This window comes from Streptomyces sp. NPDC033221 (genome assembly GCF_055577005.1).
The window spans coordinates 139,543-165,506 of the sequence record NZ_JBVIQN010000006.1 but is presented as its reverse complement, the minus strand read 5'-3'; the positions used below and the strand labels follow the sequence as shown (position 1 = coordinate 165,506).

General features: G+C 73.0%; 24 protein-coding genes. 16 read left to right on the top strand and 8 right to left on the bottom strand.

The window, feature by feature from the left end; translation table 11 throughout:
- Positions 1–93 precede the first annotated feature (93 nt).
- The 3 genes from ACZ53K_RS10270 (at position 94) to ACZ53K_RS10260 (ending at position 2,451) form a co-directional block, all read left to right on the top strand.
- Positions 94–933 carry an MOSC domain-containing protein gene (locus ACZ53K_RS10270; protein ID WP_468833678.1) on the top strand — a complete coding sequence of 280 codons (840 nt, stop codon included), beginning with the start codon at positions 94–96 and terminating at the stop codon, positions 931–933.
- A 175-nt stretch (positions 934–1,108) separates the two neighbouring features.
- Positions 1,109–1,999, top strand: a complete 891-nt coding sequence (locus ACZ53K_RS10265) for an MEDS domain-containing protein (protein WP_468833676.1) — start codon at positions 1,109–1,111, stop codon at positions 1,997–1,999.
- Positions 1,993–2,451, top strand: coding sequence for an ATP-binding protein (locus ACZ53K_RS10260; RefSeq protein WP_468833673.1), 459 nt, complete (start codon positions 1,993–1,995; stop codon positions 2,449–2,451). The genes ACZ53K_RS10265 and ACZ53K_RS10260 overlap by 7 nt, the downstream gene beginning before the upstream one ends.
- 105 nt (positions 2,452–2,556) lie before the next feature.
- Here ACZ53K_RS10260 and ACZ53K_RS10255 read toward each other — a convergent pair whose 3' ends face one another.
- Positions 2,557–3,297: a CBS domain-containing protein gene (locus ACZ53K_RS10255; RefSeq protein ID WP_468833672.1), complete on the bottom strand. Its 741-nt coding sequence runs from the start codon at positions 3,295–3,297 to the stop codon at positions 2,557–2,559.
- Positions 3,298–3,547: 250 nt separating this feature from the next.
- Here ACZ53K_RS10255 and ACZ53K_RS10250 point away from each other — a divergent pair, with 250 nt between their 5' ends.
- Both ACZ53K_RS10250 and ACZ53K_RS10245 read left to right on the top strand, forming a co-directional pair.
- Positions 3,548–4,153 carry an Rv1733c family protein gene (locus ACZ53K_RS10250; protein WP_468833671.1) on the top strand — a complete coding sequence of 202 codons (606 nt, stop codon included), beginning with the start codon at positions 3,548–3,550 and terminating at the stop codon, positions 4,151–4,153.
- A gap of 229 nt (positions 4,154–4,382) precedes the next feature.
- Positions 4,383–6,842, top strand: coding sequence for a right-handed parallel beta-helix repeat-containing protein (locus ACZ53K_RS10245; RefSeq protein ID WP_468833669.1), 2,460 nt, complete (start codon positions 4,383–4,385; stop codon positions 6,840–6,842).
- A 7-nt stretch (positions 6,843–6,849) separates the two neighbouring features.
- On the opposite strand, the gene ACZ53K_RS10240 is transcribed toward ACZ53K_RS10245, so the two are convergent.
- The gene (locus ACZ53K_RS10240; RefSeq protein ID WP_468833666.1) at positions 6,850–9,423 is read right to left on the bottom strand and encodes a hypothetical protein; all 2,574 of its coding nucleotides are present in this window, start codon (positions 9,421–9,423) and stop codon (positions 6,850–6,852) included.
- Between the two features lie 241 nt (positions 9,424–9,664).
- Here ACZ53K_RS10240 and ACZ53K_RS10235 point away from each other — a divergent pair, with 241 nt between their 5' ends.
- Positions 9,665–10,510 carry a DeoR/GlpR family DNA-binding transcription regulator gene (locus tag ACZ53K_RS10235; protein WP_468833665.1) on the top strand — a complete coding sequence of 282 codons (846 nt, stop codon included), beginning with the start codon at positions 9,665–9,667 and terminating at the stop codon, positions 10,508–10,510.
- Positions 10,511–10,592: 82 nt separating this feature from the next.
- Here the strand turns inward: ACZ53K_RS10235 and ACZ53K_RS10230 are convergent, their stop codons facing one another.
- On the bottom strand, positions 10,593–11,750 hold the full coding sequence (locus ACZ53K_RS10230) for a PLP-dependent cysteine synthase family protein (RefSeq protein ID WP_468833664.1): 1,158 nt from the start codon (positions 11,748–11,750) through the stop codon (positions 10,593–10,595).
- 245 nt (positions 11,751–11,995) lie between these two features.
- Between ACZ53K_RS10230 and ACZ53K_RS10225 the strand changes: the two genes are divergently transcribed.
- Positions 11,996–12,286, top strand: a complete 291-nt coding sequence (locus tag ACZ53K_RS10225; RefSeq protein ID WP_365845020.1) for a hypothetical protein — start codon at positions 11,996–11,998, stop codon at positions 12,284–12,286.
- Between the two features lie 171 nt (positions 12,287–12,457).
- Positions 12,458–13,006: an ATP-binding protein gene (locus ACZ53K_RS10220; protein ID WP_468833662.1), complete on the top strand. Its 549-nt coding sequence runs from the start codon at positions 12,458–12,460 to the stop codon at positions 13,004–13,006.
- A gap of 77 nt (positions 13,007–13,083) precedes the next feature.
- Here the strand turns inward: ACZ53K_RS10220 and ACZ53K_RS10215 are convergent, their stop codons facing one another.
- Positions 13,084–13,398, bottom strand: coding sequence for an SHOCT domain-containing protein (locus tag ACZ53K_RS10215; RefSeq protein ID WP_468833660.1), 315 nt, complete (start codon positions 13,396–13,398; stop codon positions 13,084–13,086).
- Between the two features lie 243 nt (positions 13,399–13,641).
- Here ACZ53K_RS10215 and ACZ53K_RS10210 point away from each other — a divergent pair, with 243 nt between their 5' ends.
- The 5 genes from ACZ53K_RS10210 (at position 13,642) to ACZ53K_RS10190 (ending at position 17,292) form a co-directional block, all read left to right on the top strand.
- Positions 13,642–14,223: a TetR/AcrR family transcriptional regulator gene (locus tag ACZ53K_RS10210; RefSeq protein WP_468833658.1), complete on the top strand. Its 582-nt coding sequence runs from the start codon at positions 13,642–13,644 to the stop codon at positions 14,221–14,223.
- Between the two features lie 44 nt (positions 14,224–14,267).
- A complete protein-coding gene (locus tag ACZ53K_RS10205) occupies positions 14,268–14,678 on the top strand; it encodes a (R)-mandelonitrile lyase (RefSeq protein WP_468833656.1) in 411 nt (136 codons plus the stop codon).
- 44 nt (positions 14,679–14,722) lie between these two features.
- Positions 14,723–15,307, top strand: a complete 585-nt coding sequence (locus ACZ53K_RS10200; protein WP_468833654.1) for a DUF4865 family protein — start codon at positions 14,723–14,725, stop codon at positions 15,305–15,307.
- Between the two features lie 32 nt (positions 15,308–15,339).
- Positions 15,340–16,455: a phosphotriesterase family protein gene (locus ACZ53K_RS10195; protein ID WP_468833652.1), complete on the top strand. Its 1,116-nt coding sequence runs from the start codon at positions 15,340–15,342 to the stop codon at positions 16,453–16,455.
- Between the two features lie 108 nt (positions 16,456–16,563).
- The gene (locus ACZ53K_RS10190; protein ID WP_468833650.1) at positions 16,564–17,292 is read left to right on the top strand and encodes an aspartate/glutamate racemase family protein; all 729 of its coding nucleotides are present in this window, start codon (positions 16,564–16,566) and stop codon (positions 17,290–17,292) included.
- Positions 17,293–17,557: 265 nt separating this feature from the next.
- On the opposite strand, the gene ACZ53K_RS10185 is transcribed toward ACZ53K_RS10190, so the two are convergent.
- Together ACZ53K_RS10185 and ACZ53K_RS10180 are read right to left on the bottom strand one after the other, a co-directional pair.
- The gene (locus ACZ53K_RS10185) at positions 17,558–18,976 is read right to left on the bottom strand and encodes a lamin tail domain-containing protein (protein ID WP_468833647.1); all 1,419 of its coding nucleotides are present in this window, start codon (positions 18,974–18,976) and stop codon (positions 17,558–17,560) included.
- A 1,359-nt stretch (positions 18,977–20,335) separates the two neighbouring features.
- On the bottom strand, positions 20,336–21,580 hold the full coding sequence (locus ACZ53K_RS10180; protein WP_468833646.1) for an ROK family protein: 1,245 nt from the start codon (positions 21,578–21,580) through the stop codon (positions 20,336–20,338).
- Between the two features lie 352 nt (positions 21,581–21,932).
- Here ACZ53K_RS10180 and ACZ53K_RS10175 point away from each other — a divergent pair, with 352 nt between their 5' ends.
- From ACZ53K_RS10175 to ACZ53K_RS10165, 3 genes are all read left to right on the top strand, one after another.
- The gene (locus tag ACZ53K_RS10175; RefSeq protein ID WP_468833644.1) at positions 21,933–22,316 is read left to right on the top strand and encodes an SCO4225 family membrane protein; all 384 of its coding nucleotides are present in this window, start codon (positions 21,933–21,935) and stop codon (positions 22,314–22,316) included.
- Complete coding sequence (locus ACZ53K_RS10170) at positions 22,303–23,085, top strand: maleylpyruvate isomerase family mycothiol-dependent enzyme (protein WP_468833641.1); 783 nt, start codon at positions 22,303–22,305, stop codon at positions 23,083–23,085. The genes ACZ53K_RS10175 and ACZ53K_RS10170 overlap by 14 nt, the downstream gene beginning before the upstream one ends.
- A gap of 267 nt (positions 23,086–23,352) precedes the next feature.
- Positions 23,353–23,598, top strand: coding sequence for a DUF6332 family protein (locus tag ACZ53K_RS10165; RefSeq protein ID WP_468833640.1), 246 nt, complete (start codon positions 23,353–23,355; stop codon positions 23,596–23,598).
- Positions 23,599–23,633: 35 nt separating this feature from the next.
- On the opposite strand, the gene ACZ53K_RS10160 is transcribed toward ACZ53K_RS10165, so the two are convergent.
- Positions 23,634–24,299, bottom strand: coding sequence for a response regulator (locus ACZ53K_RS10160; RefSeq protein ID WP_468833639.1), 666 nt, complete (start codon positions 24,297–24,299; stop codon positions 23,634–23,636).
- The gene (locus ACZ53K_RS10155) at positions 24,296–25,738 is read right to left on the bottom strand and encodes a sensor histidine kinase (RefSeq protein ID WP_468833637.1); all 1,443 of its coding nucleotides are present in this window, start codon (positions 25,736–25,738) and stop codon (positions 24,296–24,298) included. Before ACZ53K_RS10155 ends, ACZ53K_RS10160 begins: the two co-directional genes overlap by 4 nt.
- Positions 25,739–25,964 lie beyond the last annotated feature (226 nt).

Sequence of the window (25,964 nt, the reverse complement as noted above, 5' to 3'; positions counted from 1 at the left end):
CCCGGCCGAGCCGTACGCGGGCGGAGAACCGGTCCCGCACGACCGGGCGGCACCGGTGACCGGGCCGCCGCGGGGGCCTGGCAGGATGAGGGTGTGCTGAACCCTTTCCTCCAGGCCATCCACCGGTATCCGGTCAAATCCGTGGCGGGGTCAGGACCCGGCGAGGCGGTCGTGGAACCGTGGGGACTCGCCGGGGACCGCCGCTGGATGCTCGTCGACGCCGAGCGCCGGTTCGTCACCCAGCGCGCCCGTCCCCGGCTGGCCCTGGCGGCCGCCGCGGAACTCCCGGACGGTGCCCTGCGGCTGACCGCGCCGGACATGCCGCCGCTGACCGTCCGGGTGCCGGAGCCCGGGACAGCGGTCACGGTCGAGGTGTGGGGGGACAAGGTCGAGGCGGTGCCCGCGTCCGGCGCCGCCGCCGACTGGTTCAGCAGCTATCTGGACGTACCCGTGGAACTGGTGCACCTGGACGACCCGGCCGGGCGACGGCCCGCCGACCCGGAGTACGCACGGCCGGGCGAGACCGTCAGCTTCGCCGACGGCTTCCCGCTGCTCCTCACCACGACCTCCTCGCTCGACACCCTCAACTCCCTCATCGCCCGGGGGGACCACCCCGGCGAGGGCCCGCTGCCGATGGACCGCTTCCGGCCGAACGTCGTGGTGGACGGCACCGCGCCCTGGGACGAGGACGAGTGGCGGCGGATACGTATCGGCGAGGTCGTCTTCCGTGTGGTCAAACCGTGCGGCCGGTGCGTGATCACCACCACCGACCAGCGCACCGCGCGGCGCGGCAAGGAGCCGCTGCGCACCCTGGCCCGCCACCGCCGCGTCGGTGACCAGCTCATCTTCGGCCAGAACCTGATCCCGGAAGGCACCGGCACCCTCCGCGTCGGCGACCCCTTCGAGGTGCTCGCCCGCCGTCCGTCCGCCTGAGCCCCGGCCACCCGCGCGCCCGGGCCGCGCACGGCGTGCGCCTGACACCCCGTCGGCACCGGCGCACCCCCTCGGCCGCCCGGCGCCGGTCCGCATTGCCAGCGCGTGTCCGGCTGCCTACAGTGAGCGCACGGCGATGCCGACAGCGGGAGCCGTGGGGGGTGTCTAGGTGCCGATGCCGACCTGGGAACCGCCCGGAGACCACCTGATACCGGTGCAGCACATGCGTCCCGGGGACCACGCGTTCGTGAGCTACGGCGACGACGAGGTGCGCTGGGAGGTCATGATCGCCTTTGTGCGGCTCGGACTCGCCCAGGGCGAGAAGGTCATGCTCTTCCCCGACCCGTGGCTCCCGGAGGCCGAGGTACTGGCGCGGCTCGACTTCACCGGTCACAGCACCGTGACGGCTCGTGAACGGGGGCAGCTGGTGCTGAACAGCATGCGGGGGCTGATCCGCCCGGACCTCCGGTTCACGCCCGAGCGGCAGATCGGCCGGCTGCACTCGGAGACGGCACGGGCAGCCGCCGAGGGCTTCACCGGCCTGCGGGCCTTCATCGACATGCGGTGGGTGCCCGACCTGCACGCCGACGTACGGGTCATGATGCACCGTGAGACGCACGCGGACGCCCTGTTCGACGGCCGGCCGTACAGCGAGATCTGTGCGTACGACCGCCGCTGGTTCGGCCACGAGGTGCTGCACGCGATGGACCGGGCGCACCCGCGCAGCCTCCTGGAGCGGCTCGGCAGCCTGCGATCGGTGCGCGGCGGGGACGGCAGCCTGCACTTCGTCGGCGATGCGGACGCCACCGCCCGGCGCGCCTTCACCACCGCCCTGGAGCTGGCACTGTCCGGCAGCGCCGGCGCCCGCCGGCTCACCGTCGACCTGACACGGCTGCACCTGCTGTCGGTCGGCTGCGCCACGGCGCTGATCGTGCTGGCCGACCGGGCCGGCGGGCACGATCGCGTCGAGGTCCGCTGCGACCGTGTACAGGCCCGCACGCTGCACCGGCTCGGCGCGGGCGCGGTGCCCCGGCTGACCACGACGGAGGTGATACGGCCGTGCTGACCCCGGACCCGGCCACGTCCGAGGACGGGCCGCTCGACACCCGGACCGCCACCTGCCTGCTGCGGCGCCGCTTCACCGCGCGGGTGCTGCCGCAGCTGCGGCTGCTGGTGGAGGAGTGTGCCCTGCGCGAGGGCCTGGCGGAACCGCGGCGCGGCGAGTTCGTGCTGGCCGTGGACGAGATCGCGGGCAATGCCGTGGAGCACGCGGGCGGCTCGGGCCGGCTGGTGCTGTGCCGCATCGGTGACGAACTGGAGTGCCGTATCAGCGATTCGGGTCCCGGCTTCAGCGAAACGGTGATTCCCGAACTGCTGCCGGGGCTCGATGGGGCACACCACGGGCGCGGGCTGTGGCTCGCGCGCCTGGTGGCGGACCGGTTCGCGGTCCGGCCGGGGGAAGCGGAGACGTCCGGGGCGCGGGGGGCCGAGGTCACCCTGGCGGTACGGGTGCAGTGACGCGTGCGCGGGCGCGATGACGGGGGCGCGGGCGCGCGATGCGCGTACGGGGCGCGTCATACGTACGCGCACCCCGGTCCGGCCGGGGCGCCGCGCCCCGCCGCCTCAGTGCGGCCGCTCCTCGGGGCCCCGCAGCCACTCCTGCGCCCGGTCCCGCACGATCTGCTCACCGTGCTGCTCGGCCGCGTCGTCGTGCTCGTACGCCAGCTGGTCCACCACCGCGACGACCCCGTCGATCCGCCCCGCCAGCCGCAGCGCCACCGGCACCTCGCTGCTGCGCCCCAGCCGCCCCGACAGCGTGACCACGCCCGCCCGTACGGACACGCCCAGCGCACCGGGTTTGAGACCGAGGGTGCGGACGAGGACCTCGGTGATCAATTCCTCGCGGATCTCCTCGTCCGGGCGCAGGAAGACCTTCAGCAGGTCACTGCGGGTCACCAGCCCGCACAGCCGGCCCTCCGCGTCGACGACCGGCAGCCGGTCCAGCTTCCCGGTCACCATCAGCCGGGCGGCCTCGACGACGCTCTGGTGGGGGCCGATCGTCACCGGCGGCGAGGTCATCAGCTCGCCCGCCCGCAAACTGCGCTTCCTGGCCCGCGCGGCGCGGGCGCTGCCGGTCAGCCGGCGGCGGTGGTACCAGCGGTTCTGCAGGATGTCCTGCGCGGCCTGGCGGAACATCAGGTCCGTCTCGGAGATGACGCCCACGACCTTGTCGTCGGCGTCGACGACGGGCAGCCCCGTCTTGCGGTGCCGGCTCAGCAGACTGACCACTTCCCTGAACGACGTCGTCTGCCGGGCCTTGACGACCTCGGTGTTCATGAGCCGGCCGACCTGTCGGTGTTCCATCACGGGCCCTCCCTCACGCAGGGATACAGTGTCGGCCGCCGCCGGGGACGGCTGAAGGCGGCGCACGCGGCGATCCGGTTCGCGCCCGGCAGGTGAGGGAGCGCCGTGCGAGCCCCGCGCCGTACGCGGCCCGGCTCCTGCGTCCACGCCGGCGCGCGGCGCGAAGCCGGTGATTCCGCTCTCCGTTCACCCCGTCCGTGCATGACGCGCGCCGGACGAGGTACCTACGGACACGGAGAGGGGGCACGACGTGGTACAAGTCATCGCGGGACTGTGGCGCTGGCGGCGCAACCCGCTGCGCCGGACGACCGACCTGCTGGAGGCGTGGGTGGCGCTGGCCACCGCCCTGCTCATCGCGTTGGGCGGCGGCTTCGCGGGTCTGGTCGTGGGCAGCGCCGCCCACGAGGCACTGCTGCAATCCGCCAGGACGCAGGCGCGGGAACGGCACCAGGTCTGGGCGACGCCGGACCGGGCCGCTTCGCGCCCCTCCGCGAACACCGACCCGGAGGCCGCCGCCGGCCGTGCGGGGCACCGCCGGGTGGACGCCCACTGGACCGCGCCGGACGGCAGCGAGCACAGCGGCCCGGTCGCCGCGCCGGCTGCGGTGCGGCCGGGCGAGCGGTTCCAAATCTGGACCGACGCGCGCGGCCGCGTAGTGGCGCGGCCGCTTGACGTGAGCACGGCCCGGGCGCACGCGGCGCTCGCGGGACTCGGCGCGGCGGCCGTCTCGGGCACGGTGGCCGCGGGCGGGCGGCAGCTGGTGACCCGCCGGATGCTGAACCCCCGGTACCGGCGGTGGGAGCAGGAGTGGGAGCGCGCGGGCCAGGACTGGGGGCGGGCCGGCGCGGGCAGCTGACGGCCGGGGCGCTTCGAACGCGCCGCGGCGCGGCCTCGCGGGGGCTTCGGAGCGCCGTCCGCGAACTCCCGCGCATACAGGCTGACCATGTCATCCGGTGCCCGCCCGGCGCGCTACGGTGGAGCGGCCAGCCTCCCGGCTGGGGTCGCGGGCACACGTACGCGGACATACGCGGACGTACAACTACCGGGCCGGTAACAGCCGCACGAGGTGGGGGCACGACAGCGCCATGGCACAGGGCTCGGTCCAGGTGACGCATACGGGCACATCGCGGTGGCGGCGCCGCACGGGCGAGTACAGCTCGCTGGCCGCGGCCCTGGACGCCGCCGGGGACGGTGACGTGCTGACGGTGGGCGCCGGTACGTACCGCGAGAACCTCGTGCTGCTGCGCGCGGTGACACTGCGGGGGCCCGAGGGCGCGCGCGGGTCGGTGCGGATCGCGCCCGCCGACGGTGTCGCGCTGACCGTGCGGGCCTCGGCGACGGTCCAGGACCTCCAGGTGGAGGGGCAGGACTCCACGGCGCCCGCGGTGCTGGTGGAGGACGGGGCACCGGAGCTGGACGGGCTGCGGGTGGTGACGCGTTCGGCGTCCGGCATCGAGGTGCGCGGCGGCGCGCGCCCGACCGTGCGCCGCTGCACGGTCGACAACCCGGGCGGTGTGGGCATCAGCGTGCTGGACGGCGCGGGCGGCATCTTCGAGGAGTGCGAGGTGGTGGCCGCCGGGCAGTCCGGCATCACGGTGCGCGGCGGCGCGCACCCGCGGCTGGAGAACTGCCGGGTACGCCACGCCTCCGGCGCGGGCCTGTCGGTCGACGGCGAGGGCAGCGGTGTGGAGGCGGTCGGCTGCGAGCTGTACGAGATCAAGGGCACGGGGGTGCAGGTGGCCTCGCGGGCGAGCGGCCAGCTGACCGACTGCTCGGTGCACCGCACCTCGGCCGACGGCATCACCCTGGACACCGACGCGGTGCTCACGCTCGCCGACTGCGACATCCACGACATCCCGGAGAACGCCGTGGACCTGCGGTCCCGGTCGGTGCTGACGCTGACCCGCAGCACGGTGCGCCGCTTCGGCCGCAACGGGCTGTCGGTGTGGGACCCGGGCACCCGGGTGGACGCCAACCAATGCGAGATCCACGACAGTACGGGCGACTACCCGGCGGTGTGGGTCAGCGACGGCGCCACCGCCGTACTGGACTCGACGCGGGTGCACGACGTCCCGGACGCGCTGTTCGTGCTGGACCGGGGCTCGCGCGCGGACGTGGTGGACTCCGACCTGTCCCAGGTGCGCAACACGGCGGTGTCGGTGAGCGACGGCGCGACCGTACAGCTCGACGACTGCCGTATCCGGGAGGCGTCGACCGGTGCCTGGTTCCGCGACCACGGCAGCGGCGGCACCCTCGCCAACTGCACCATCGACGCGGTACAGACCGGTGTGATCGTGACCAAGGGCGCCGACCCCACCGTCGAGCGCTGCACGGTCAGCTCCCCGGCCGAGGCGGGTTTCTACGTCTCGGCGGAGGGCCGCGGCACGTTCAACGGCTGCCGGGTGACCGGGAGTTCCGGGTACGGCTTCCACATCATCGACGGCTGCCGTACGACGCTGACGCGCTGCCGTACGGAGCGGTGCGCCCGCGGCGGGTACGAATTCGCGGACGGCTCCGCCGCGCAGGGCGAGGGGTACGCGGGCGGGCCCGCCGTACAGGACTGCACCAGCGACGAGAGCCTGGCGGCCGGGGAACCGGCGGTGCCGGCCCCGCCGGTGCGGGCGCCGGCGAGCGTACCCGCGACGCAGACGGCCGGGCTGCTCGGAGAGGTACCGGCGCGGCCCGCGCAGCCGGCGCCGCCCGCCCCGCAGGCCGCGGAACCCGCCACGGCGGGCCGGCCCTCCGAGGAGGTGCTCGGCGAACTGGACAAGCTGGTCGGCCTGGAGAGCGTCAAGCGCGAGGTACGCAGCCTGATCAACATGATCGAGGTGGGGCGGCGACGGCAGGAGGCCGGCCTCAAGGCCGCCTCGGTCCGCCGCCATCTGGTCTTCACCGGCTCCCCCGGCACCGGCAAGACCACCGTCGCGCGGCTCTACGGCGAGATCCTGGCCGCGCTGGACGTGCTGGAACGCGGGCACCTGGTGGAGGTGTCCCGGGTGGACCTGGTCGGCGAGCACATCGGTTCGACGGCGATCCGTACGCAGGAGGCGTTCGACCGGGCGCGCGGCGGGGTGCTGTTCATCGACGAGGCGTACGCGCTCTCGCCGGAGGACTCCGGGCGGGACTTCGGGCGCGAGGCGATCGACACGCTGGTGAAGCTGATGGAGGACCACCGGGAGGCGGTGGTGGTGATCGTGGCCGGGTACACCGCCGAGATGGAGCGCTTCCTCGCCGTCAACCCGGGCGTGGCGTCCCGCTTCTCACGCACCATCACCTTCGGCGACTACGCGCCGGAAGACCTGCTGCGCATCGTCGAACAGCAGGGCGAGGAGCATGAGTACCGGCTGGCCGAGGGGGCGGGCGAGGCACTGCTGAAGTACTTCACCGTACTCCCCAAGGGCCCGTCGTTCGGCAACGGCCGGACCGCCCGGCAGACGTTCGAGTCGATGGTCGAGCGGCACGCGGGCCGGGTCGCCCTGCTGACCGACCCGGACACCAACGACCTCACCCTGCTGTACGCGGAGGACCTGCCCGACCTGCCCTGACTGCCCGTCAGCAGCCGCCGCCCGTCCCGTTGGGCTCACGCTGACGCGGTACGCCCGCCCCGAGCCGGGCGATCAGTTCGGCGCGGGTCTCCTCGAACGCCGGGTCGGACTGGTAGTCACCGTGCCCCAGGATCTGCGCGGGCAGCGGGTGCTGCAGGGTCCGCCCGAAGGCGAGCGGGTCGCGCAGCGGGCCGAGGTCGATGGACGGGCCGTCCTCGCAGGTCAGCCGCACCGGCCCGCCGATGGGGTCGGTCAGCCGCCACAGGTTGCGCCAGTCGTCCATCTCGCGGTGCAGCCCGGTCAGCGCCTCCGGCCCGAAGCAGGCGGGGAACCACCGTCCGTACAGGCGCTCCAGCGGCGAGCCGTACGTGAGCAGCGCGACCCGGCTGCGGGTGACCAGATCCAGCTGCCAGACGGCCGCCGCCGCCAGCACACTGCCCTGGGAGTGGCCGGAGATGACCAGGCGGCCGTCGTTGTTCTCGGTCCAGGTGGCCATCCGCCACGTCAGATCGGGGACGGCGCGCTCGGCGTAGCAGGGCGGCGCGAAGGGGTGCGCGGCGCGCGGCCAGAACGTGCCGACGTCCCAGAGGATGCCGACGGTACGGCGGGTGGAGCGGTCGCGGTAGGCGCGCCAGCCCATGATGGCGAGCAGCAGGACACCGGCGCCCATCAGCCAGGACCCGAGCGACTCCGCGGTCGCGGCGGCCGTGTGCACGAGCAGCGGCGCCTGTTCCGTGGCGGGGCCGGGCGCGCGGCCGGTGAGCCAGGCGCCGGCCACCGCGCCGGCGCCCAGCGCCAGCGTGACCACACAGACGGCGCCGACCAGGACCGGCGCGGAGTCGGTGAGCCCGGCCCGCGCGATGGTGCCCGCGATGCGGCGCACCCGCTGTTCGTCGGGCCGCTCCTGCTTGTCGTACAGGCCGGGGATGTCCGGTTCGACCTTGCGGCGTACCAGCAGCATCTGGACACCGCCCAGTACGGCGATGGCCGCGACGACGACCAGCAGCACCGGAAGCACCGACGCCTGCCAGGACAGCAGCACGGGCGGGCCGGCGATCAGGGCGCCCGCCCGGCCGGGGGACGCGCCGCCGTCCAGCCAGTCCCCCAGCCGCTCGGCCGCTCCCCCGGTGAGCACGCCGCCCAGCGCGCACCCCAGCAGGGCGACGGCCGCGCCATGGAAACCTTTCAGCGCGGCGCGGCCGTCGCCGTGCCCGTGACGGCGTGCGGCGTTCTGGAGGAAGCCCGCGGTGCCGACGAGACCGAGGACCAGCAGGCTCTGGAAGACGGCGATGGCACCGAAGGCGCCGCTGCCGGGCAGCCGGTCGCCGCTGACCCAGCCGGGCCGGGCCCAGGCCGTGTGGACGGCGGCCAGGACGAGCACGCCGAGCGCGCCGAACGGCAGCGCCCTGACCAGCAAGCGGTCGCGGTGTTCGTCCGGTTCGGCCTCGCTGCGCGCGGTGCGGCAGGCGACCCATACGGTGAGCGCCACCAGCAGCAGCACCAGCGCGAGCAGGACCCGGCCGAGAACCGGCAGTACGCCGCCGCTCTCCGTACGCCGGTCGAAGTCCAGCCCGGTGACGAGCAGCGCGGCGGCGATGGTCAGCAGCCCGGCCGCGGTGTGCGCGGCGCGCAGCCGGGCCACCACCCGGCGGCCGTACCAGAAGCCGCGACGGGTCAGCGCGGGGCGCTGGGCGGGCGGGACGTCACGGGAGGTGCCGGGCCGGCGCGGCGGCGGCGAGGCGGACTCGTACGCGCTCCACGTACGGCGCGAGAGCCACCACAGGAAGCCGACGAGCAGCAGCGGCATCAGGGCGGCGACCACCACGCGGCGGCCCGGCCCGCTCCAGGTGCCGCCGTGCTCGGGGCTCAGGAAGCCCATCCAGGACTTGCCTGCCGCGCAGGCGGCGCTGCCCGCGCACTGCCAGGCCGTCAGGTCGAGGGCCACTTCGCAGGCGGCGGCGACCAGCAGGACGGTGAGGCTGAGGGCGAGGAGGCGGACGAGGATGTCGTACACACGGTGGCCCCTGTGGTGGGAGGGGGCGGCGGGGCGCATCCAGTGGGCGAGGTTGGCGACCATGAACGGGAGCAGGACGAGCCACAGGGCGCGGGCTCCGTTGCCGGAGGTGAGGTTGCACCAGCAGTACGCCTCGCGGATCGGTTCGGCGCGGTAGTCCTCGGGGCGCTGCTCGGCGTCGGCGTCGACAGCCCTGCGGTACACGGCGGCGGTGTCGTCGCCGGTGATCAGGACGGTGCGCGGGTCGCCGAGCATCCTTTCGGGAGTCGTGCCGCCGACGCCGTGCACGAGCAGTTCGAGGGCGAGTTGCCGCTCGGCTGATGGGGCGGTGCCCGGCGGGGCGGTGCCCGGCGGGGCGGTGCCCGGCGGGGCGGTGCCCGGCGGGGCGGTGCCCGGCGGGGCGGTGTCCGGTGGGGCGCCGGTTTGGGCGGTGTCCGGTGGGGCGCCGCCGTCCGGATCGGCGCGCGGGCCGTCGTCCGGGCCGTCGTTGTCGGCGCGCGGGCCGTCGTCCGGGCCGCCCTCCGGGCCGTCCGGAGTCGGTCGGTGTGTGCTGCTGCCGGTGTCCACTTGGTCGATCCCCCGATGCCGTACGTGCCGGTCGGCGCCGCACGGTACCCGGCGGCGGCGCCCGCTGTCATGTCATCCTCAACCAGGCGCCCGCGTCCCCGCGCGCGCCCCTCGCGTACTTCGCGCCTGCCTTCTTCCCGGTTGCGCAGGCGCGCACCCCACCCCGGGCGGGGCGGATGCGCCCGGTGCCGCGTGCGAGGATGAGGGCGAAACGGCAGCCGGGCGGAAGGGACAGGCCGGGGTGAGCGACAACCAGAACCTGCTCGCGGAGCAGCGGCGCGCTCTGATCCTCGACGAGGTCAGACGGCGCGGCGGAGTCCGCGTGAACGAGCTGACCCGCAGGCTCAACGTCTCGGACATGACGGTCCGGCGCGACCTGGACGCCCTCGCCCGGCAGGGCATGGTGGAGAAGGTGCACGGCGGGGCGGTCCCGGTCAGCGAACCGAGCAGCCACGAGCCGGGCTTCGAGGCCAAGTCGGGACTGGAGCTGAGCGCCAAGGAGGACATCGCCAAGGCGGCGGCCCGGATGGCGGCCCCGGGCGGCGCGATCGCCCTGGCGGGCGGCACGACCGCGTTCGCGCTGGCCCAGCAGCTGCTGGACGTGCCGGACCTGACCGTCGTCACCAACTCCGTACGGGTGGCCGACGTGTTCTACAACGCGCAGCGGGCGGCGGCCGGCGGCAGCCAGGCCCCCCGGGCGGGCGCGGCGACGGTGGTGCTGACGGGCGGGGTCCGCACCCCCTCGGACACCCTGGTGGGACCGGTGGCGGACACCGCGATCCGCTCCCTCCACTTCGACGTGCTCTTCCTCGGCGTACACGGCATATCGGTGGAGGCCGGTCTGTCCACGCCCAACCTCGCCGAGGCGGAGACCAACCGGCACTTCGTCCGCTCCGCGCGCCGGGTCGTGGTGGTGGCGGACCACACCAAGTGGGGCACGGTGGGGCTCAGTTCCTTCGCCTCGCTGGAGGACGTGGACGTACTGGTGACCGACCGCGGCCTGCCGGCGCGGGCGCGCGAGGAGATCGCGGAACTGCCGCCGGATCTGGTCGTCGCGGGGGAACCGGGCGACGGCACGGACGCCTGACACGGGCCGGAAGCCGCCGGGGCCCCGGGAGCCGGGACCCGCCATCGCGTACTGCCCAACCGGCCCGCCGTCAGCGTACGGTTCAGCCCGGCCAGCTCCCGGTCTCCAGGAACCTGTCGATCGTCGCCGCGTACGGCGCGATGTCCAGACCCTGATCCTCCAGCCAGCTGTCCGAGTAGTACTTGTCCAGGTACCGGTCGCCCGGGTCGCAGAGCAGGGTGACGATGGAGCCCGTGCGCCCCTCTGCGACCATCTCCCCGATGATCTTGAGCGCGCTCCACAGGCCGGTGCCCGTCGAGCCGCCCGCCTTGCGCCCGATGGCCCGCTCCAGGGCCCGTACGGCCGCCACGCTCGCCGCGTCCGGGACCTTCATCATCCGGTCGACGGCGCCGGGCACGAAGCTGGGCTCCATGCGCGGCCGTCCGATGCCCTCGATGCGCGAGGCGGTGGCGCAGTCCGTCTTCGCGTCGCCGGTGCGCCAGCCGTCGAAGAAGCAGGAGTTCTCCGGGTCGGGCACGCAGATGCGGGTGTCGTACTGCATGTAGTGCACATAGCGGGCGATGGTCGCGGAGGTGCCGCCGGTGCCGGCCGTGGCGACGATCCAGGCGGGTTCCGGGTACCGCTCCAGCCGCAGCTGCTGGTAGATCGACTCGGCGATGTTGTTGTTGCCGCGCCAGTCCGTCGCCCGTTCGGCGTAGGTGAACTGATCCATGTAGTGCCCGCCGGACTCAGCGGCGAGCCGGGCGGAGACCTCGTAGACGGTCCGCGGGTCGTCCACGAGGTGGCAGGTGCCGCCGTGGAACTCGATCAGCCGGGTCTTCTCGCGGCTGGTCGTGGCCGGCATCACCGCGATGAACGGCACCCCGATCAGGCTCGCGAAGTACGCCTCGGAGACGGCGGTGGAGCCGCTGGAGGCCTCGATGACGGGCTTGCCGGGCCGGATCCAGCCGTTGCACAGCCCGTAGAGGAACAGCGAACGGGCCAGCCGGTGCTTGAGGCTGCCGGTGGGGTGCGTCGACTCGTCCTTCAGGTACAGGTCGATGCCCCACTCCTCCGGCAGCGGGAAGCGCAGCACATGGGTGTCGGCCGTCCGGTTGGCGTCCGCCTGCACCTTGCGGACGGCTTCTTTGAGCCAGGCCCGGTAGTCCGGATCGCTGCGGTCGATGTCCACGGTCGGCATCGGGCAGCCGCTCCCGGACACCCGGTCCGCAGGGCTGTGTGGTGACTGTGCGGTGCTCATCGGCGCGCTCCCCGACGTCGTACGGAGCCCGCGCGGAACGCCGGGCCGGTTTCGACTATAACCACCCGCCACACGCTTCTCACCTGCATAAACAACCCTTTGGGCAACCCCAAGGAGCACCTGGGACCGAACCGGGGGCGAGCTTTGGCCAAGGGGTACTGGTGCACGCGGCACGACGCAGGCAGACTGCGCACCAAGGGGGCGGGTGGAGACCGCACGCCCGACGTGCTGAGGAGGTGATCGCCATGGCGGAGCCCGAATTCAACGCCACCGGGGTACGCATCGAGAGATGGCTGCTCCGGTCGCTCACCCGGGCGGGCCAAGTCGTGATCAAGGACGGCAGGCTGGCCCTGCTGACGAGTTACGGCACCGAAATAGACAGCGCGCCGGTCCAGGCCGTACAGGCGCACAAACCGCTGTTCGCGGCCCGTGACCGGGCGCTCGCGACGCTGAACGGCCACCGTTACTCGCTGACGCTGGGCACCCCGGACCGCTTCCTGGATGCCGTACGCGCGGCTCGCTCCGCTCGCGCTTGACAGGGTCTCCCGGGGGTCGGTGCGGTTGCGGGAGCGCACTGATGGGACGACCCTGGACTCGTATCACTGAGGGTTCACCAGCGGTGACACTGTGGTGGAAGGCGGCATCGCTGGATCCGATCTTCGCCCCCGACGTACGAGGGCGCCCGACCTCATCAGGGAGTCGTGGTCGTGATCAGGCAGCCCAGCAGACACTGCACGGTGGAGCTACAGGCCCTTCCGGCCCGGATCGGCCAGGTGCGCAGAATCGTATCGGCGCAGCTCCGGTACTGGCGCCTCGACGCCTTGATAGACCCGGCCGCGCTCGGCGTGACCGAACTGCTCGCCAATGTGCACCAGCACGCCGTGCCCAGCAAGCAGTGCACCGTCGAACTGCTCGTCCTCCTGGACCAGCTGACGGTGTCGGTACATGACCTGGACCCCCGACTGCCCCGAGTGCGGACGGCCGGCACCCTCGACACCGAGGGCCGCGGCCTGTCGCTGATCGAGGCTCTCAGCGAGAGCTGGGGAGTGCGGCCCGACGGCGGCGGCAAGGTTGTCTGGTTCACGCTTCCGGCGCTCACGCTCGCACCGGAGGAGACGGTCCGCCGTACGTCCGTGGGGCGCTCCTCGTGCGCCCGCGGCGCGGCGGCGCGCGAACCGGCGCTGACACCGGCCGAACCACCCCTGCGCACGCCGGTGGACAGCCGGCCGCGCGTGCGGGGCGCCGGGGTCGGCTGAAGGGGTTCGGCAGTACGAGCGGGCACCGTGGCGGAACAGATGCGGGCGCGCGGTCCCGAGTACCCGCGCGCCCTCGTTCACACCACCCCGCCCTTCCCTCCGGCGCCGCCGAACCGCTCGTCCAGGACGGACAGCCGGCGCCAGTACTCCTCCTCGTCGATCTCCCCGGTCGCGAAGCGCCGGCCGAGCAGGTCGATGGGCGACGGGTCGGTCCGGCCCGCCGCAGCGGGACCGGCACCCCGGAACCCGCCGAACGGCTGCCGGCGGCCGCGCCACACGGTACGCCTCAGCAGGGTGAACACACCGAACACGACGGCCGCCCAGAACAGCGGGAAGAACAGGAACCAGGGACCCGGGCCACCACCGGCCCACGAGTGCGCCAGCTCGTACATGACAGATCAGCTCCTAACAGACGGTGCCGCGCAAGCCGGGGCCCGATGACGGACGTGATGGACACCGGCTCGGCGCGGCTTCGGAGTTGGCCCTTCCGAGCCTGACCTCCCAAAGGCCGCCAGTCGTCGTACGGCCGAGGGCACTGCCCATACCGCCGGGGAAGTACGGCAGGCGGAGGCGATCACCGCGGCAGTCGGCCTCCCCGGTTGATCTCTGTAACTACTGGTATGTACAGTCAGCCCATGACCACCTCCGAACGGCTCATCGAAAGCGCCCGGGAGCTCCTCTGGGAGCGCGGCTTCACCGGCACCAGCCCGAAGGCGATCCTGCAGCGCGCCGGCGTCGGACAGGGCAGCATGTACCACCACTTCGCGGGCAAGTCCGACCTCGCACTCGCCGCCATCCGCCGTACCGCGGAGGCCATGCGGGCAACGGCCGACGCCACCCTCTCCGCAGAGGGCGGCGCGTACGACCGGGTGCGCGCCTACCTGCTGCGCGAGCGCGACGTGCTGCGCGGCTGCCCGGTGGGCCGGCTGACCATGGACCCGGACGTGATCGCCGACCCGGCGCTGCGGCAGCCCGTGTTCGAGACGCTGGACTGGCTGCGCGGCCGGATCACCGAGATCCTCCAGGAGGGGCGCGAGCGCGGCGAGTTCGACGCGGAGCTGGACCCGGAAGGAGCCGCGGCCACCGTCGTCGCGACCGTGCAGGGCGGCTACGTCCTGGCCCGCGCCGCCGAGTCGACCGCCCCTTTCGACACCGCCGTACGCGGCGTGCTGTCCCTCCTCGCGGCCCACGTCACCACCCCGCCCCACACCACCTGACCGCCCGTCAGTCCCACCCCGCTCACCGTAAAGGCGCCACCGCCATGGAGATCACCCGTACCCGCCCCGCCAGCCAGGCCGGTTCCGCCGAGCACTTCACCGGCACCGTGTGGCTCGACGAACTCGCGGCACCGCCCGCGCCGTCCCGGCTGCGCCTGTTCAGCGTCCACTTCGCACCCGGCGCCCGTACCGCCTGGCACCGCCACCCGTACGGCCAGGTCCTGCACGTCACCGAGGGCACCGGCCTGGTACAGCGCAAGGGCGGCCCGGTCGAGGAGATCAGGGCCGGGGACACGGTGTGGACCGCCCCGGGCGAGTGGCACTGGCACGGCGCCGCGCCCGGCACGTTCATGACCCATCTCGCCCTGTTCGAGGCGGCGGAGGACGGCACGACCGCCGACTGGGGCTGCCTGGTCGACGACCGTACGACCGCCGACGCCGGCCCGGCCGCGTGAACCGGCCCCACCGTGACCGTTTCCTCCACCCACTCGGAGCACCCGTGCACGCCCTGCAATACACCGTCACCCTGCCCGCCGATTACGACATGGGCATCATCCGCGACCGGGTACGGACCCGCGGCCACCTCCTCGACACCTACGAAGGGCTCGGGATCAAGGCGTACGGCGTCCGCGAACGCGGCACCGACGGTTCGCCCGTCAATCAATACGCGCCGTTCTACCTCTGGGCCGACGCCCTCGCGATGAACCGCTTCCTGCTCGGAGACGGCTTCCGCGGCGTGATCCGCGACTTCGGCCGCCCGGCCGTACGGCACTGGATGGGCGTCCACCACCTGTGTGGGCCGTCTGCCGGAGCGGTGCCGGGCTCCTTCGTCCGCCGTACCCAGACGCTCTCCGAGGGCACGGATCCGGCCACCGCCGTCGAGGAAGCGGTGGCCGGCCAGCGACGGCTGGCCCGTACGGACGGTGTGCACACCACCGCGCTCGCCCTCGACCCCCGACGCTGGGAACTGGTGCACTTCACCCTCTGGGAAGGCACCGCGCCCGCATCGGACGGCGAGCGCTTCCAGGTGCTGCACCTCTCCGCGCCGGGGGCGACGCTGCTGCCGACCGGAGCACAGTGGTGAACACGCGGATGAACCCACAGGTGAACGCACGGATGAACGCACGGATGACCCAACTCCCGGAACCCACCGTCCGTACGGTCTCGGGGGACGTCTCCCCCGCCGTACTGGGCGTCTGCGACGCCCACGACCACCTGTTCCTGCGCAGCCCGCAACTGCCCGGCCAGGAACTCGCCGACGCCGGTGCGGCGGCGGCCGAACTCCGGGCCTTCCGGGAGGCGGGCGGCAGCACGGTGATCCAGTGGACGCCGTACGGGATGGGGCGGCGCGTCCGCGAACTGCCGCGACTCGCGGAGGAATCCGGGGTGCGGATCGTGGCGGCGACGGGCCTGCACCAGGCGGTCCATTACACGCCCGAGGTGCTGGAGCGGGTCATGGGGGCCGGTCCGGTCGGTCTGGGCGGCGGCTCGGCGGACCTGGCAGGGCTGTTCGTGGCGGAGCTGACGACGGGCATCAGGAGCCGGTTCGAGGGCCGAGGCGCCGGGGACCCCGGTGCCGGAGACCGCGATGACGAGGACCGGGGCGCCGACTGTACGGACGAGGCCGACGGTACGGATGCGGCCGACGGTACGGATGCGGCCGACGGCACCGGCCCGCGCCCCCGCGCCGGGCTCATCAAAGTCGCCGGCGGCTTCCACGGCCTGGACGCGCATGCCCGGTACACCATGGCCGCCGCGGCCGAGGCCCACCACGCCACCGGCGCCGCCATCGGCGTCCACCTGGAACTGGGCACCGGCGCCGGAGACGTACTCGACCTGCTGTGCGGGACGTTGGAGGTACCGCCGCAGCGGGTGATCCTCGGCCACCTCAACCGCTCACCCGACCCGGTCACCCACCGGTCGGCCGCCGCTGCCGGGGCCTACCTGGCCTTCGACGGGCCGTCACGAGCCCACCACGCCACGGACTGGCGGCTGCCCGACGCGCTGGCCGCACTCGCCGAGGCCGGGTACGGGGACCGGCTGCTGCTCGGCGGCGACACGACGACGGCGGCAGCCCGGTCGGTCAACGGCGGCCCCGGCATGCCCCATCTGCTGAACCGCCTGCGCCCGCGACTCGAAATCACCCTGGGCGCCGAACTGGTCCGGCACCTCTTCACGACGAACCCGGCCCGCGCGTTCGCGGTGGCGTGGGAGCCGGTGGGGGGCGCCTGAAGCGGGCGGGCGGCTGAAGCGGGCGTCGGACGGCCTTTGTCAGTGGGACGGGTGACAATGGCGGCGACGCAACCGTCCGTGCAACCGCTCCGTGCCACTGGAGGCGCCATGAAGCACCTGGGCATCCTCGCGCACAGCGTCGAAGGAGCGGCGCTGTGCTTCCGCGAGTTCTGCCGGCAGGCGTCCGCCGAGCTGGGGGCGTACGCCCACCCGGACGTGACGCTGGACTGCATCAGCATGGCGCGCAGCATGCCCGCCTGGGACGCCGGTGACCACCGTACGATCCGTGCGACGCTCGCCGAGAGCCTCGCCCGTCTCGCCCGCGCCGGAGCCGACTACTTCGTCTGCCCGGACAACACCGCCCACCTGGCCCTCGAACTCCCCGGCGAGAAGCTGCCGCTGCCCGGCCTGCACATCGCCGAGGTGGTCGCCGAACGCGCCGCCCGTGACGGACACCGACGCGTCGGCGTGCTGGGCACCGCGTACACGATGGACGGCCCGCTCTACAGGCGCGCGCTGGGCTCCCGGGGCATAACGGCCGACGTACCGGACGAGGACGACCGCCGTACCGTCCACCGGATCATCTTCGACGAACTGGTGAACGGCGTCTTCTCCGAGCCCGCCCGCCGGGAGTACCTACGCGTCATCGATCGGCTGGCAGCCTGCGGCTGCGACGCCGTGGCCCTCGTATGCACGGAAATCCCCCTCCTGATCACACCGGAGGTTGCACCGCTCCCGACCCTGGACTCGACCCGCCTGCTGGCCCACGCAGCCTTCGAAACCGCCGTCGGCCGACGGGCCGCCCCACTGTGGCGCGGAGGCCCGGTCGGAGTGTGATACCGGACAGCCGCCGCGGGTCTGAAGGACCGGTACCTGCCGGGCCCACAACGCGCCACGGTTTACAGAGAGCTGAGGTCTGAGCGCATGGCTTGCCGAAGGGCCTCCAGTGCTTCGCTGAGTGCTGATTGGGTCGCCGGCCACTCCGGGTCCGTGCTCGCGTCAGGCTCGTCGAAGCGATCCCGTAGGTGGAGAAGCGTCCGGAAGGCATGCACGGCTACGTGAAGCGCAGTGGGCAATTGGCGATTGACGCTGTACGGCAGCGTCAGCAGGTGATGTTGCCCTTGCGCAGTGCATGGCCGTCGTCATTGGCGTCGTCGGCCCAGTAGACGGGCTTGGATCCGGCGATGCACTCGTCGGCGCCTGCCAGGGTGAAGCCTTCGTTGTTGTAGTTGGGCATGCCGGTGGGGCGATTGTGGGTGGCGGTGGTGGTGAAGGTGCCGGCGGCGTTGATCTGCATGGTGCGATGGCGGCCCTTGCAGGTGTCGTCGCAGACGGCCCACAGGCGGGCGGCCTGGGGTTCCCACTGCAGTTCCATGATGCTGCCCATGCCGCTGTCGATGGACGCGACGCGGGTGAATGCGCCGGAGTCCTGCAGGACGTAGCCGTAGATCATGCCGGTGCCTTCGACGCCGGTGAAGAACACGCCGCCGCTGTGGGCGCCGTAACGTGCCGGGTCGTAGGCAGCGCCGGTGGAAGCGTCCTTGAAGGCGGCTTTGGTCAGGTGGGTGTCGGGGACCCAGGTGATGCCCTCGAAGCCGAGGTTGGGGCCGACGGACGGCACGTCGGAGGCGAGGTTCCACTCCTTGGTGGCGGTCAGGGTGGTGCCGGTGCCGGAGACGCCGTACTTCAGGACGGACAGGCGGCTGGTACTTGAGGCGTCGCCGTTGCGTTCGCTGGCGACGAAGACACCGGCGGCGGATCCGCTGCCGGTCACTGTGACGCCCTCGCTGTCGGGGTGGCCGGAGCCTCCGGGGAAGCGCAGTTTCTTGCCGGAGGCCCAGCCGCTGCTGGTGTCGGGGGTCCAGCCACCGGACGCGTTACGGATCAGGCGCCACAGCGTGCCGTTGTTCTGGGCTGCCCACATGGTGTCGCCCTCCTGATAGAGGCCGCTGAGGTCCTCGCCGAAGACATTGGAAGCGTCAGCGGTCTTCACGACACTGCTGCCGGGCCACGCCGTCGGCATGCCGCCGCTGTCGGCGCAGCCGTTGGCGGCGTTCAGCGTCACCTCGGCCGGCTCGAAGGCGCCGATGCCGTCGGGGCAGCGTGACCAGGAGGGGGCGGAATGCTTGCTCCAGGAGAAGCTGTCGACCAGGGTCTTGCCGTCCGGCAGATACAGGCGGGCCTTGTCGTCCGAGCCCAGCCCGAACGCGTCGTGGACGTCGAAGGCGCGGAAAGCACCGGAAGCCAGCTTGGTCCCGGAAGCAATCCGGTACTTCGGGCCGTCCTTGTCGTCCTTGTCGTCCTTGAGGATCCAGCCCGAGATGTCGATCGTCGACGTGCCCTTGTTGTACAGCTCGACGGAGTCCTCGACGCCTCCGGTGGTCACCACTTCGTTGATATGTACGTCACCGGCCGGGGCCGCGTGGGCGGGAGTGACGGCCGGCGCACCGGCCAGGACCGGCCCGGCGGCGAGCAGAAGGGCGACAGCGCGGTGCCAACGGCGGGTACGTAATGCGGGCATGGTGTCCGTCCAGGGATCGCGGAGGAAGGGGCGGCACGACGCTTCCGACGCAGACCGAACGAGAGGCCTCCTGGCGTGCGGACAGCACGTGAACGGAGGCCGAAGGATTCATGGAAAGCCGGACAGATCGTCACGGCCCGTCAACAACCGCACCTTTGACCGGCGACCGGGCGAGACCACCGCCGCCCGCTCGGCACCACCCCCGCCCGGCGCCACCGGCGGGAGACGATCTTTGCAACAGTGATGATCTTCTTGACGATACTTGCCGCCCACATGCATCCCACCGCTTGCATATGTGATTTACACAACGACCGGATCGGGAACTGACACTCGGTGCTACTGCAAGGTAAGCGGGTCTCCGCAGGTCCAGGACCCGGAAGGCGTCCGAGAGGCCGGTGAAGAGCCGCCGTACGGCCCGCGGTGCCGGGCCGGACTCCGGCATCACGCCGTCGGCTGGGGCCGAAGAGGGCTATGAGAGTGGTCACACCGAGCTAATCTGATGCCTTGCCTCCGGCCCTTTCGGCCCAGCTCGCAGCTCCCGCGGGGCTGCGATGACAACGGCCCCGGATCGGAGGTGATACCCGTTGGACGCCTGTCCGAAGGGGTGCTGCTGTACTCGCTGTTCATGGGAGGGCTTTTTTCGAAAGGCGCGCTGGTGCAGCCCGCTGTACGCGGTGTTGAAGTTCCTGCGTGAAACCTTTCAGCACTTCCACTGAGCAGCAGTGAGGCCCCGGCTGAACGCCGGGGCCCCCGCAGCTGGGTCCTGCCTTCATCGGTTGACTGCCAGGGAGGCAGGACCCTTCACGCCTGCGCGCCGCCCGGAGAAATGGACCATGAAGTGGGTGATCCACGCCACCGGGCAGGCGGTTGATGCACCCATCTTGCCCTGCCCGGCTGGGCATTTCGAGCGGCACGCACGCCACAACTGTGTGAGCGGTGGTCAGCGGAGCGTTATACGCACTGTTCAGGCAACACCGTCGGGCCCCCTATGGCTCACGTCACACCCCTCAACACCCCCCTGGGGTGGCATAGACCACAAAAGGTTTCGAGGGCGATGACCGTGAAACCGGCGGCCCGAGCGCATTCGTCTCGGCGGGCGGCGGCAAACCCTGCCCGGCCCGCGAATGGAAGTCCGATCACGGTCGGCCGGTACGCAGGAAATGCCCCGTAGCACCGGAAGAATGATCAGGCCACAGGGCCGGAACACGCAGCAGCACCCACCGGATACGGCTTTGGGCATCGCCGCGAGTCCACTGGTGCCGCCCGAATAAGGGCGGCAGTGGGGCCGGTTCGCGGGCAGGCGTCAGGTCATCGGCGCGGCAGCCGGTTCGCAGGCGGATGGTGTGCCGCCATGGCCGCTCAGGCGGGACCGGCTTCCCGGGCCTCCGGTTCCAGTACCACCAGTGGGTCGTCCAGCACCGGCTGCCAGGCCAGTTCCGCCGCGCCGACCAGGCTGTTGTGGTCGAGCGTGCACGGCAGGATCGGTACGCCGCCGCTGCGTCCCCACAGGCTGCGTTCGGCGACCACGGCCCGCAGCCGTTCCGGGTCGGCGCCGAGGAGTTCGCGGTGCAGGCCGCCGAGGATGATGCGGTCGGGGTTGAGGATGTTGACGAGTCCGGCGATCCCGAGGCCCAGCCGGTCGATCAGCAGATCGGCGGCGGCCCGTACGGACGGGTCCTCGTACTCCTCGCGGAGCAGGTCGGTGGCCTGCCGGAGCAGTGAGCCCTCGGGGCCGGGCTCCCGGCCCGCGGCGCCGAGGAAGGCGAGCGGGTCCGCCTCGACGTCCAGGCAGCCGCGGCTGCCGCAGTGGCAGGGCATGCCCTGCGGGTTGACGGTCAGGTGCCCGACCTCCAGGGCGAGGCCCGAACTGCCGCTGTGCAACCGGCCGTCCAGAACCAGCGCACCGCCGACGCCCCGGTGCCCGGAGGCGATGCACAGCAGGTCGCGGGCGCCGCGGCCGGCGCCGTGCCGGTGTTCGGCCAGTGCGGCGAGGTTGACATCGTTGCCCGTGAAGCCGACCGCCTCGGTGACGCCGGGAATGCCGGCCTCGGCGAGGGCGCGCCGGAACTGGCGGCGTACGGGGGCGCCCGAAGGCCAGGCCAGATGCAGCGGGTTGAGTGCCTCGCCGTCCGGCTCGGCGACGGCGGACGGGATGGCGAGCGCCGCGCCGAGGCAGCGGCGTCCGGTCCGTTCCAGCAGCTCCGAGCCGGCCGCCACCGCTTCGGCCAGTACGTGCGCGGGGTCGGCGGGGATCGTGCCGCAGCCGCTGACGGTGGACACGATCCGCCCGCCGAGACCGACCAGCGCGACGCGGAAGCCGTCGGCGTGGATCTGGCCGGCGAGCACGACGGGGCCGTTCTCGTCGATGAACAGCCGGTGCGAGGGGCGGCCTTGGGACCCCGCGGAGGAGGTCGGGCGGGAGTCGACGGTGATCAGCCCAAGCGCTTCCAGCTCCGCCGCCACCGCGCCCGCGGTCGCCCGGGTCACGCCGAGTTCCGAGGTCAGGACGGCGCGGGTGGGCGCGCGCCCGGTGTGTACGAGCTCCAGTGCGGGGCCGAGGGCGCTGCGGCCCCGTTCCAGCCTGGTTGTCCGAGTGTGGGTCACGTCCCCATTCTGGCTTTGTACCGACGGTAAACAAAATACGGGCCACCCTTCCGGGGAACGCGGCGGGCGGGCGCCGGGGCTCCCATGACGAACACGGCGCGCATCCCGTACGGACGGATGCGGGGCGGCACGTACCGGCGGTGTCCCGGTACGGCTACGGCACGGCGCGTACGGGCCGGTACGCGAGAGTCGATACGCGGATGCCGGGTACCCGGCCTGTCGGAAGGGCCCGTTTACGGACCATAATTGACTACTTGGTCACGGATCAGGCCAGGGCATCCGGCCGGAGAGCGCCGGCGCGCGGGGCGCGCACGCAGGCGCCACCCGGCCACCCCGACACCTGGGGGGCTGCATGAACGTCACACCCCGGCTGCGCGGACCCGCGTGGCTGATGTTCGGCAATCCGGTCTCGCTCGTCTACCTGGCGCTGGTGGCCGGGGCGGTGCTCTTCGCCGCGGTGGACCTGCTCTTCGTGGAGCACCAGGACGCCTCGTTCTCCGGAGTCTGGGCGGCGCTGCTCACCGCTCCCACGGTCTTCCCGCTGTGGCTCGCCGGTGACGCGCTGTGGGGTGAAGCCGGGTCGCCGCAGTGGTACCTGATCCTGACGCTGATCGTCGCGGCGCTGGTCAACGCGCTGCTGCTCGGGCTGGTGCACCGCGCGCTGCGCGGGCAGCCGGGCGGGCGCCGGGCCGTTGTCAGTGGTGGCTGGCACACTCAGCGGCATGGAGATCACTGACTTCGCCGGGTCCCTGGAACGGGACGGCCAACTCCTCGCGCACGCAGCCGAACAGGCCGGGACCGACGCCCGGGTCCCGACCTGCCCGGACTGGCGGATACGAGACCTGCTCTCGCACACCGGCCGGGTGCACCGCTGGGCGACGGGCTTCGTGGAGCAGGGCCTCCAGCAGCCGGTCCCCCTGCCCGAGGACCCGGGGGTGCCCGACGAGCAGCTCGCCGACTGGCTGCGCGACGGCTGCCGGACGCTGGTGCGGGCGCTGCGCTCGGCCCCGGCGGACCTGTCGTGCTGGATCTTCCTGCCCGCGCCGTCCCCGCTGGCCTTCTGGGCGCGGCGCCAGGCCCACGAAACGGCGGTGCACCGCGCCGACGCCGAAGCGGCGCTCGGCGCCGGCCGCAGCCCCTTCGCGCCCGCCTTCGCCGTCGACGGCATCGACGAGCTGCTGGTCGGCATGCACGCGCGGGAGCGCAGCAGGATGCGTACGGAGTCGCCGAAGACGCTTCGGATACGGGCGACCGGCGCGGCCGGGGTGGCAGACGCGGCCTGGACGGTGGTGCTGTCGGACGCTCCGCCCCGGGCGGAGCGCATACCGGGCACGGGGGCGCCGGAGGAGGCGGCCGCGCCCGGCACCGGCGCTGCGGACTGCGTGGTCGAGGGCCCGGCGTCCGACCTGTATCTCGCCCTGTGGAACCGCCGGCCACTGGACGGCCTCACGATCACGGGCGATGCCGGGCTGGCCCGGCTGTGGCAGGAGCGTTCGGGCATCTGACGGGCCCCGGCTGGCGGGGCGTGAGGGGGCGGGGGAGGGAGAGAAGGCCGGGCGGACGAGCAAGCGAGCGGGCGCGGACGAGCGGGCGGGCGGCCCGGCAGGAGGCCGAGGCCCGGGGCCGGGGCCAGGGCCGACGGGCCGCCGTCCGACGGGTCGCCGTCCGGCGGATCGGCGGCAGCCGAGGAAGGAGAAGCAGCAGCAACAACAGCTCACAGCACACCACCGAACAACCACAAAATTCTGGTCAGCACATGACAGGGTGTCACCATGTCTCCGACCCGTTCCCAGGCCGAACGCGACGCGATGACCGTCGAGATCGGCTTCGCCCTGCTGACCGGTCTGTTCGTGGCCGCCCTCACCTTCGGCGTGGCCGTCAGCCCGTTGCTGTTCACCCACCCGGGCCGGACCTGGACGGGAGTGCTGCTGGCGGCGGCCGGGAGCGCGGCGGGTGTCGCGTTCGTGTGGCGGGTGGTGCGTGCCCTGCGCCGCTTCTCCGGCCGGCGCTCCGGATAGGCCGCGCCCCGGATAGGCCGCGCTCCGGACAGGCCCTACCCGAGCCACCCCGGGCGCACGAGCCCCGATTCGTACGCCAGCACGACCAGTTGCGCACGGTCCCGGGCGCCCAGCTTGACCATCGTGCGGCTGACGTGGGTCTTGGCGGTCAGCGGGCTGACGACCAGACGGCGGGCGATCTCCTCGTTCGACATCCCGATGCCGACGAGCGCCATCACCTCCCGCTCGCGTTCGGTGAGGGCGGACAGGGCGCCGTCCGCCGCCGGCTCCTTGGAGCGGGCGGCGAACTCGGCGATCAGCCGGCGGGTGACGCCCGGCGAGAGCAGCGCGTCGCCCTCGACCACGGCCCGTACGGCCCGTACGAGTTCCTCCGGTTCGGTGTCCTTGACCAGAAAGCCGGAGGCGCCGCAGCGGATCGCCTCGAAGACGTACTCGTCCAGTTCGAAGGTGGTGAGCATGACGACCTTCACGGCGGACAGCCGGGGGTCCTCGGTGATCTGACGGGTGGCGGCGAGCCCGTCCAGCACCGGCATCCGGATGTCCATCAGGACGGCGTCGGGGCGCAGGTCGCGCAGGGCGATCAGCGCTTCCTCGCCGTCCGCCGCCTCCCCGACGACCTCGATGTCGGGCTGGGCGTCCAGCAGGGCCCGGAAGCCGGCGCGGACCAGCAACTGGTCGTCGGCGAGCAGTACCCGGATCACGACTCCTCCTCGGTGGCGTGGGGAATCACCGTATCCGGAGCGTGCGCGGCGCCGGGCCGCTGCGGCTCCGGTGGCCCGGCGGGTGTCGTGGGGCGCAGCGGGATGCGGGCGTGCACCCGGAAACCGCCGTCCGGGCGTGGTCCCGCCTCGACGGTGCCGCCGAGCGCGGCGGCGCGTTCCCGCATACCGACCAGGCCGTTGCCTCCCCCGCTGACGTCTCCGGCGCGCCCGGTGGCGGTCGCCGGACCGTCGTCGTCCACCGTGATCTCCAGCGCGCCGGTGAGGTGACCGAGCCGGACCCGGGCGGTGCGGGAGCCGGAGTGCCGCACGATGTTGGTCAGCGCCTCCTGGACGATGCGGAAAGCGGCGAGGTCGGTGCCCGGGGTGAGGCCGGCGCGGGTGCCGCTTTCGGTGACCTGCACCGTGAGGCCGGCGTCCTTGGCCTGCTCGCACAGTTCGGGCAGCCGGTCCAGGCCGGGCGCCGGGGCGCGCGGTGCGTCGCCCGGCGTCCGCAGCGTGTCCAGGACCTGCCGGACCTCGCCCAGCGCTTCCTTGCTGGCGGCCTTGATGGTGGTCAGGGCGGTGCGGGCCTGTTCGGGGTCGTCGTCCAGGAGGGCGAGGCCGACGCCCGCCTGGACGTTGATGACGGAGATGCTGTGCGCGAGGACGTCATGCAGTTCGCGGGCGATCCGCAGCCGTTCCTCGTCGGCCCGCCGCCGCTCGGCGGCCGCGCGCTCGGCGCGTACCCGGGCGAACTGTTCACGCCGTACGCGCGCCAGTTCGGAGACCGCCATGACCGCCACCACCAGGGCCGTGATGAACACCTGCTCTCCCCAGGGCGCGGGCCGGTCGCCCGGCGGCGGCAGCCAGCGGTAGAGCCAGTGGCCGACCAGGAGGTGGCTCACCCAGATCAGACCGACGGCGGCCCAAGCGGCCGTACGCCGCCCGGCGACGATGCCCGCGAAGCAGCCGAAGGCGGCGACGAGCAGAACCGGGCCGTACGGGTAGCCGGCCGCGAGGTAGGTGGCGGTCGTGAGCGCGGTGCCGAGGGCGACGGTGCGCGGACAGCGGTGCCGCAGGAGCAGCAGGGCGGCGCCCGCGACCAGCAGCAGGTACGCGAACGGATCGAGGTCGGCGCGGCCGGGCTGGCCCTTCGCGGCGAACCGCGTGCCGACGAGGACGAACGCGGTGAACCCGACCGTCGAGGCCCACGGCAGCCGGAGACCGGGCAGCCGCGTGGTGGAGGAGTGCTGGGGGCCGGACTGCTGGGGAGGACTGGATCGCCGGGTCTCCGGCTGCCGGGAACTGGACCGCTGGATGCCGAACCGCGGCGTACCGGACCGCCGGTCTGCGGAACCGTCCCCGCCACCCAGCGCCCGTCCCCCACTCCGGCCCGGGCCATGGCAGAGCCGCGCCCACCACGGCCGTCCGTTGTCCATGGCGCCACGCTAGACCGGTGCGGCGCACGGGGACGTCCCCCCGGCGTGGTGATCAGGCGTACTCCACGGGGAGTAGCCGACGACCGGTGGCCCGGCCCACACTGCTCCCAGCGAGGCGCCGCTTCGGCACCGCTTCGGCATCGTTCCGGCCCCCTGCCGGGAGGCGCCGTACCGGAGCAGCACCTTCCCGCGGAAGCCGCACTTCCGCCGCCGACCCCGGAGGCCG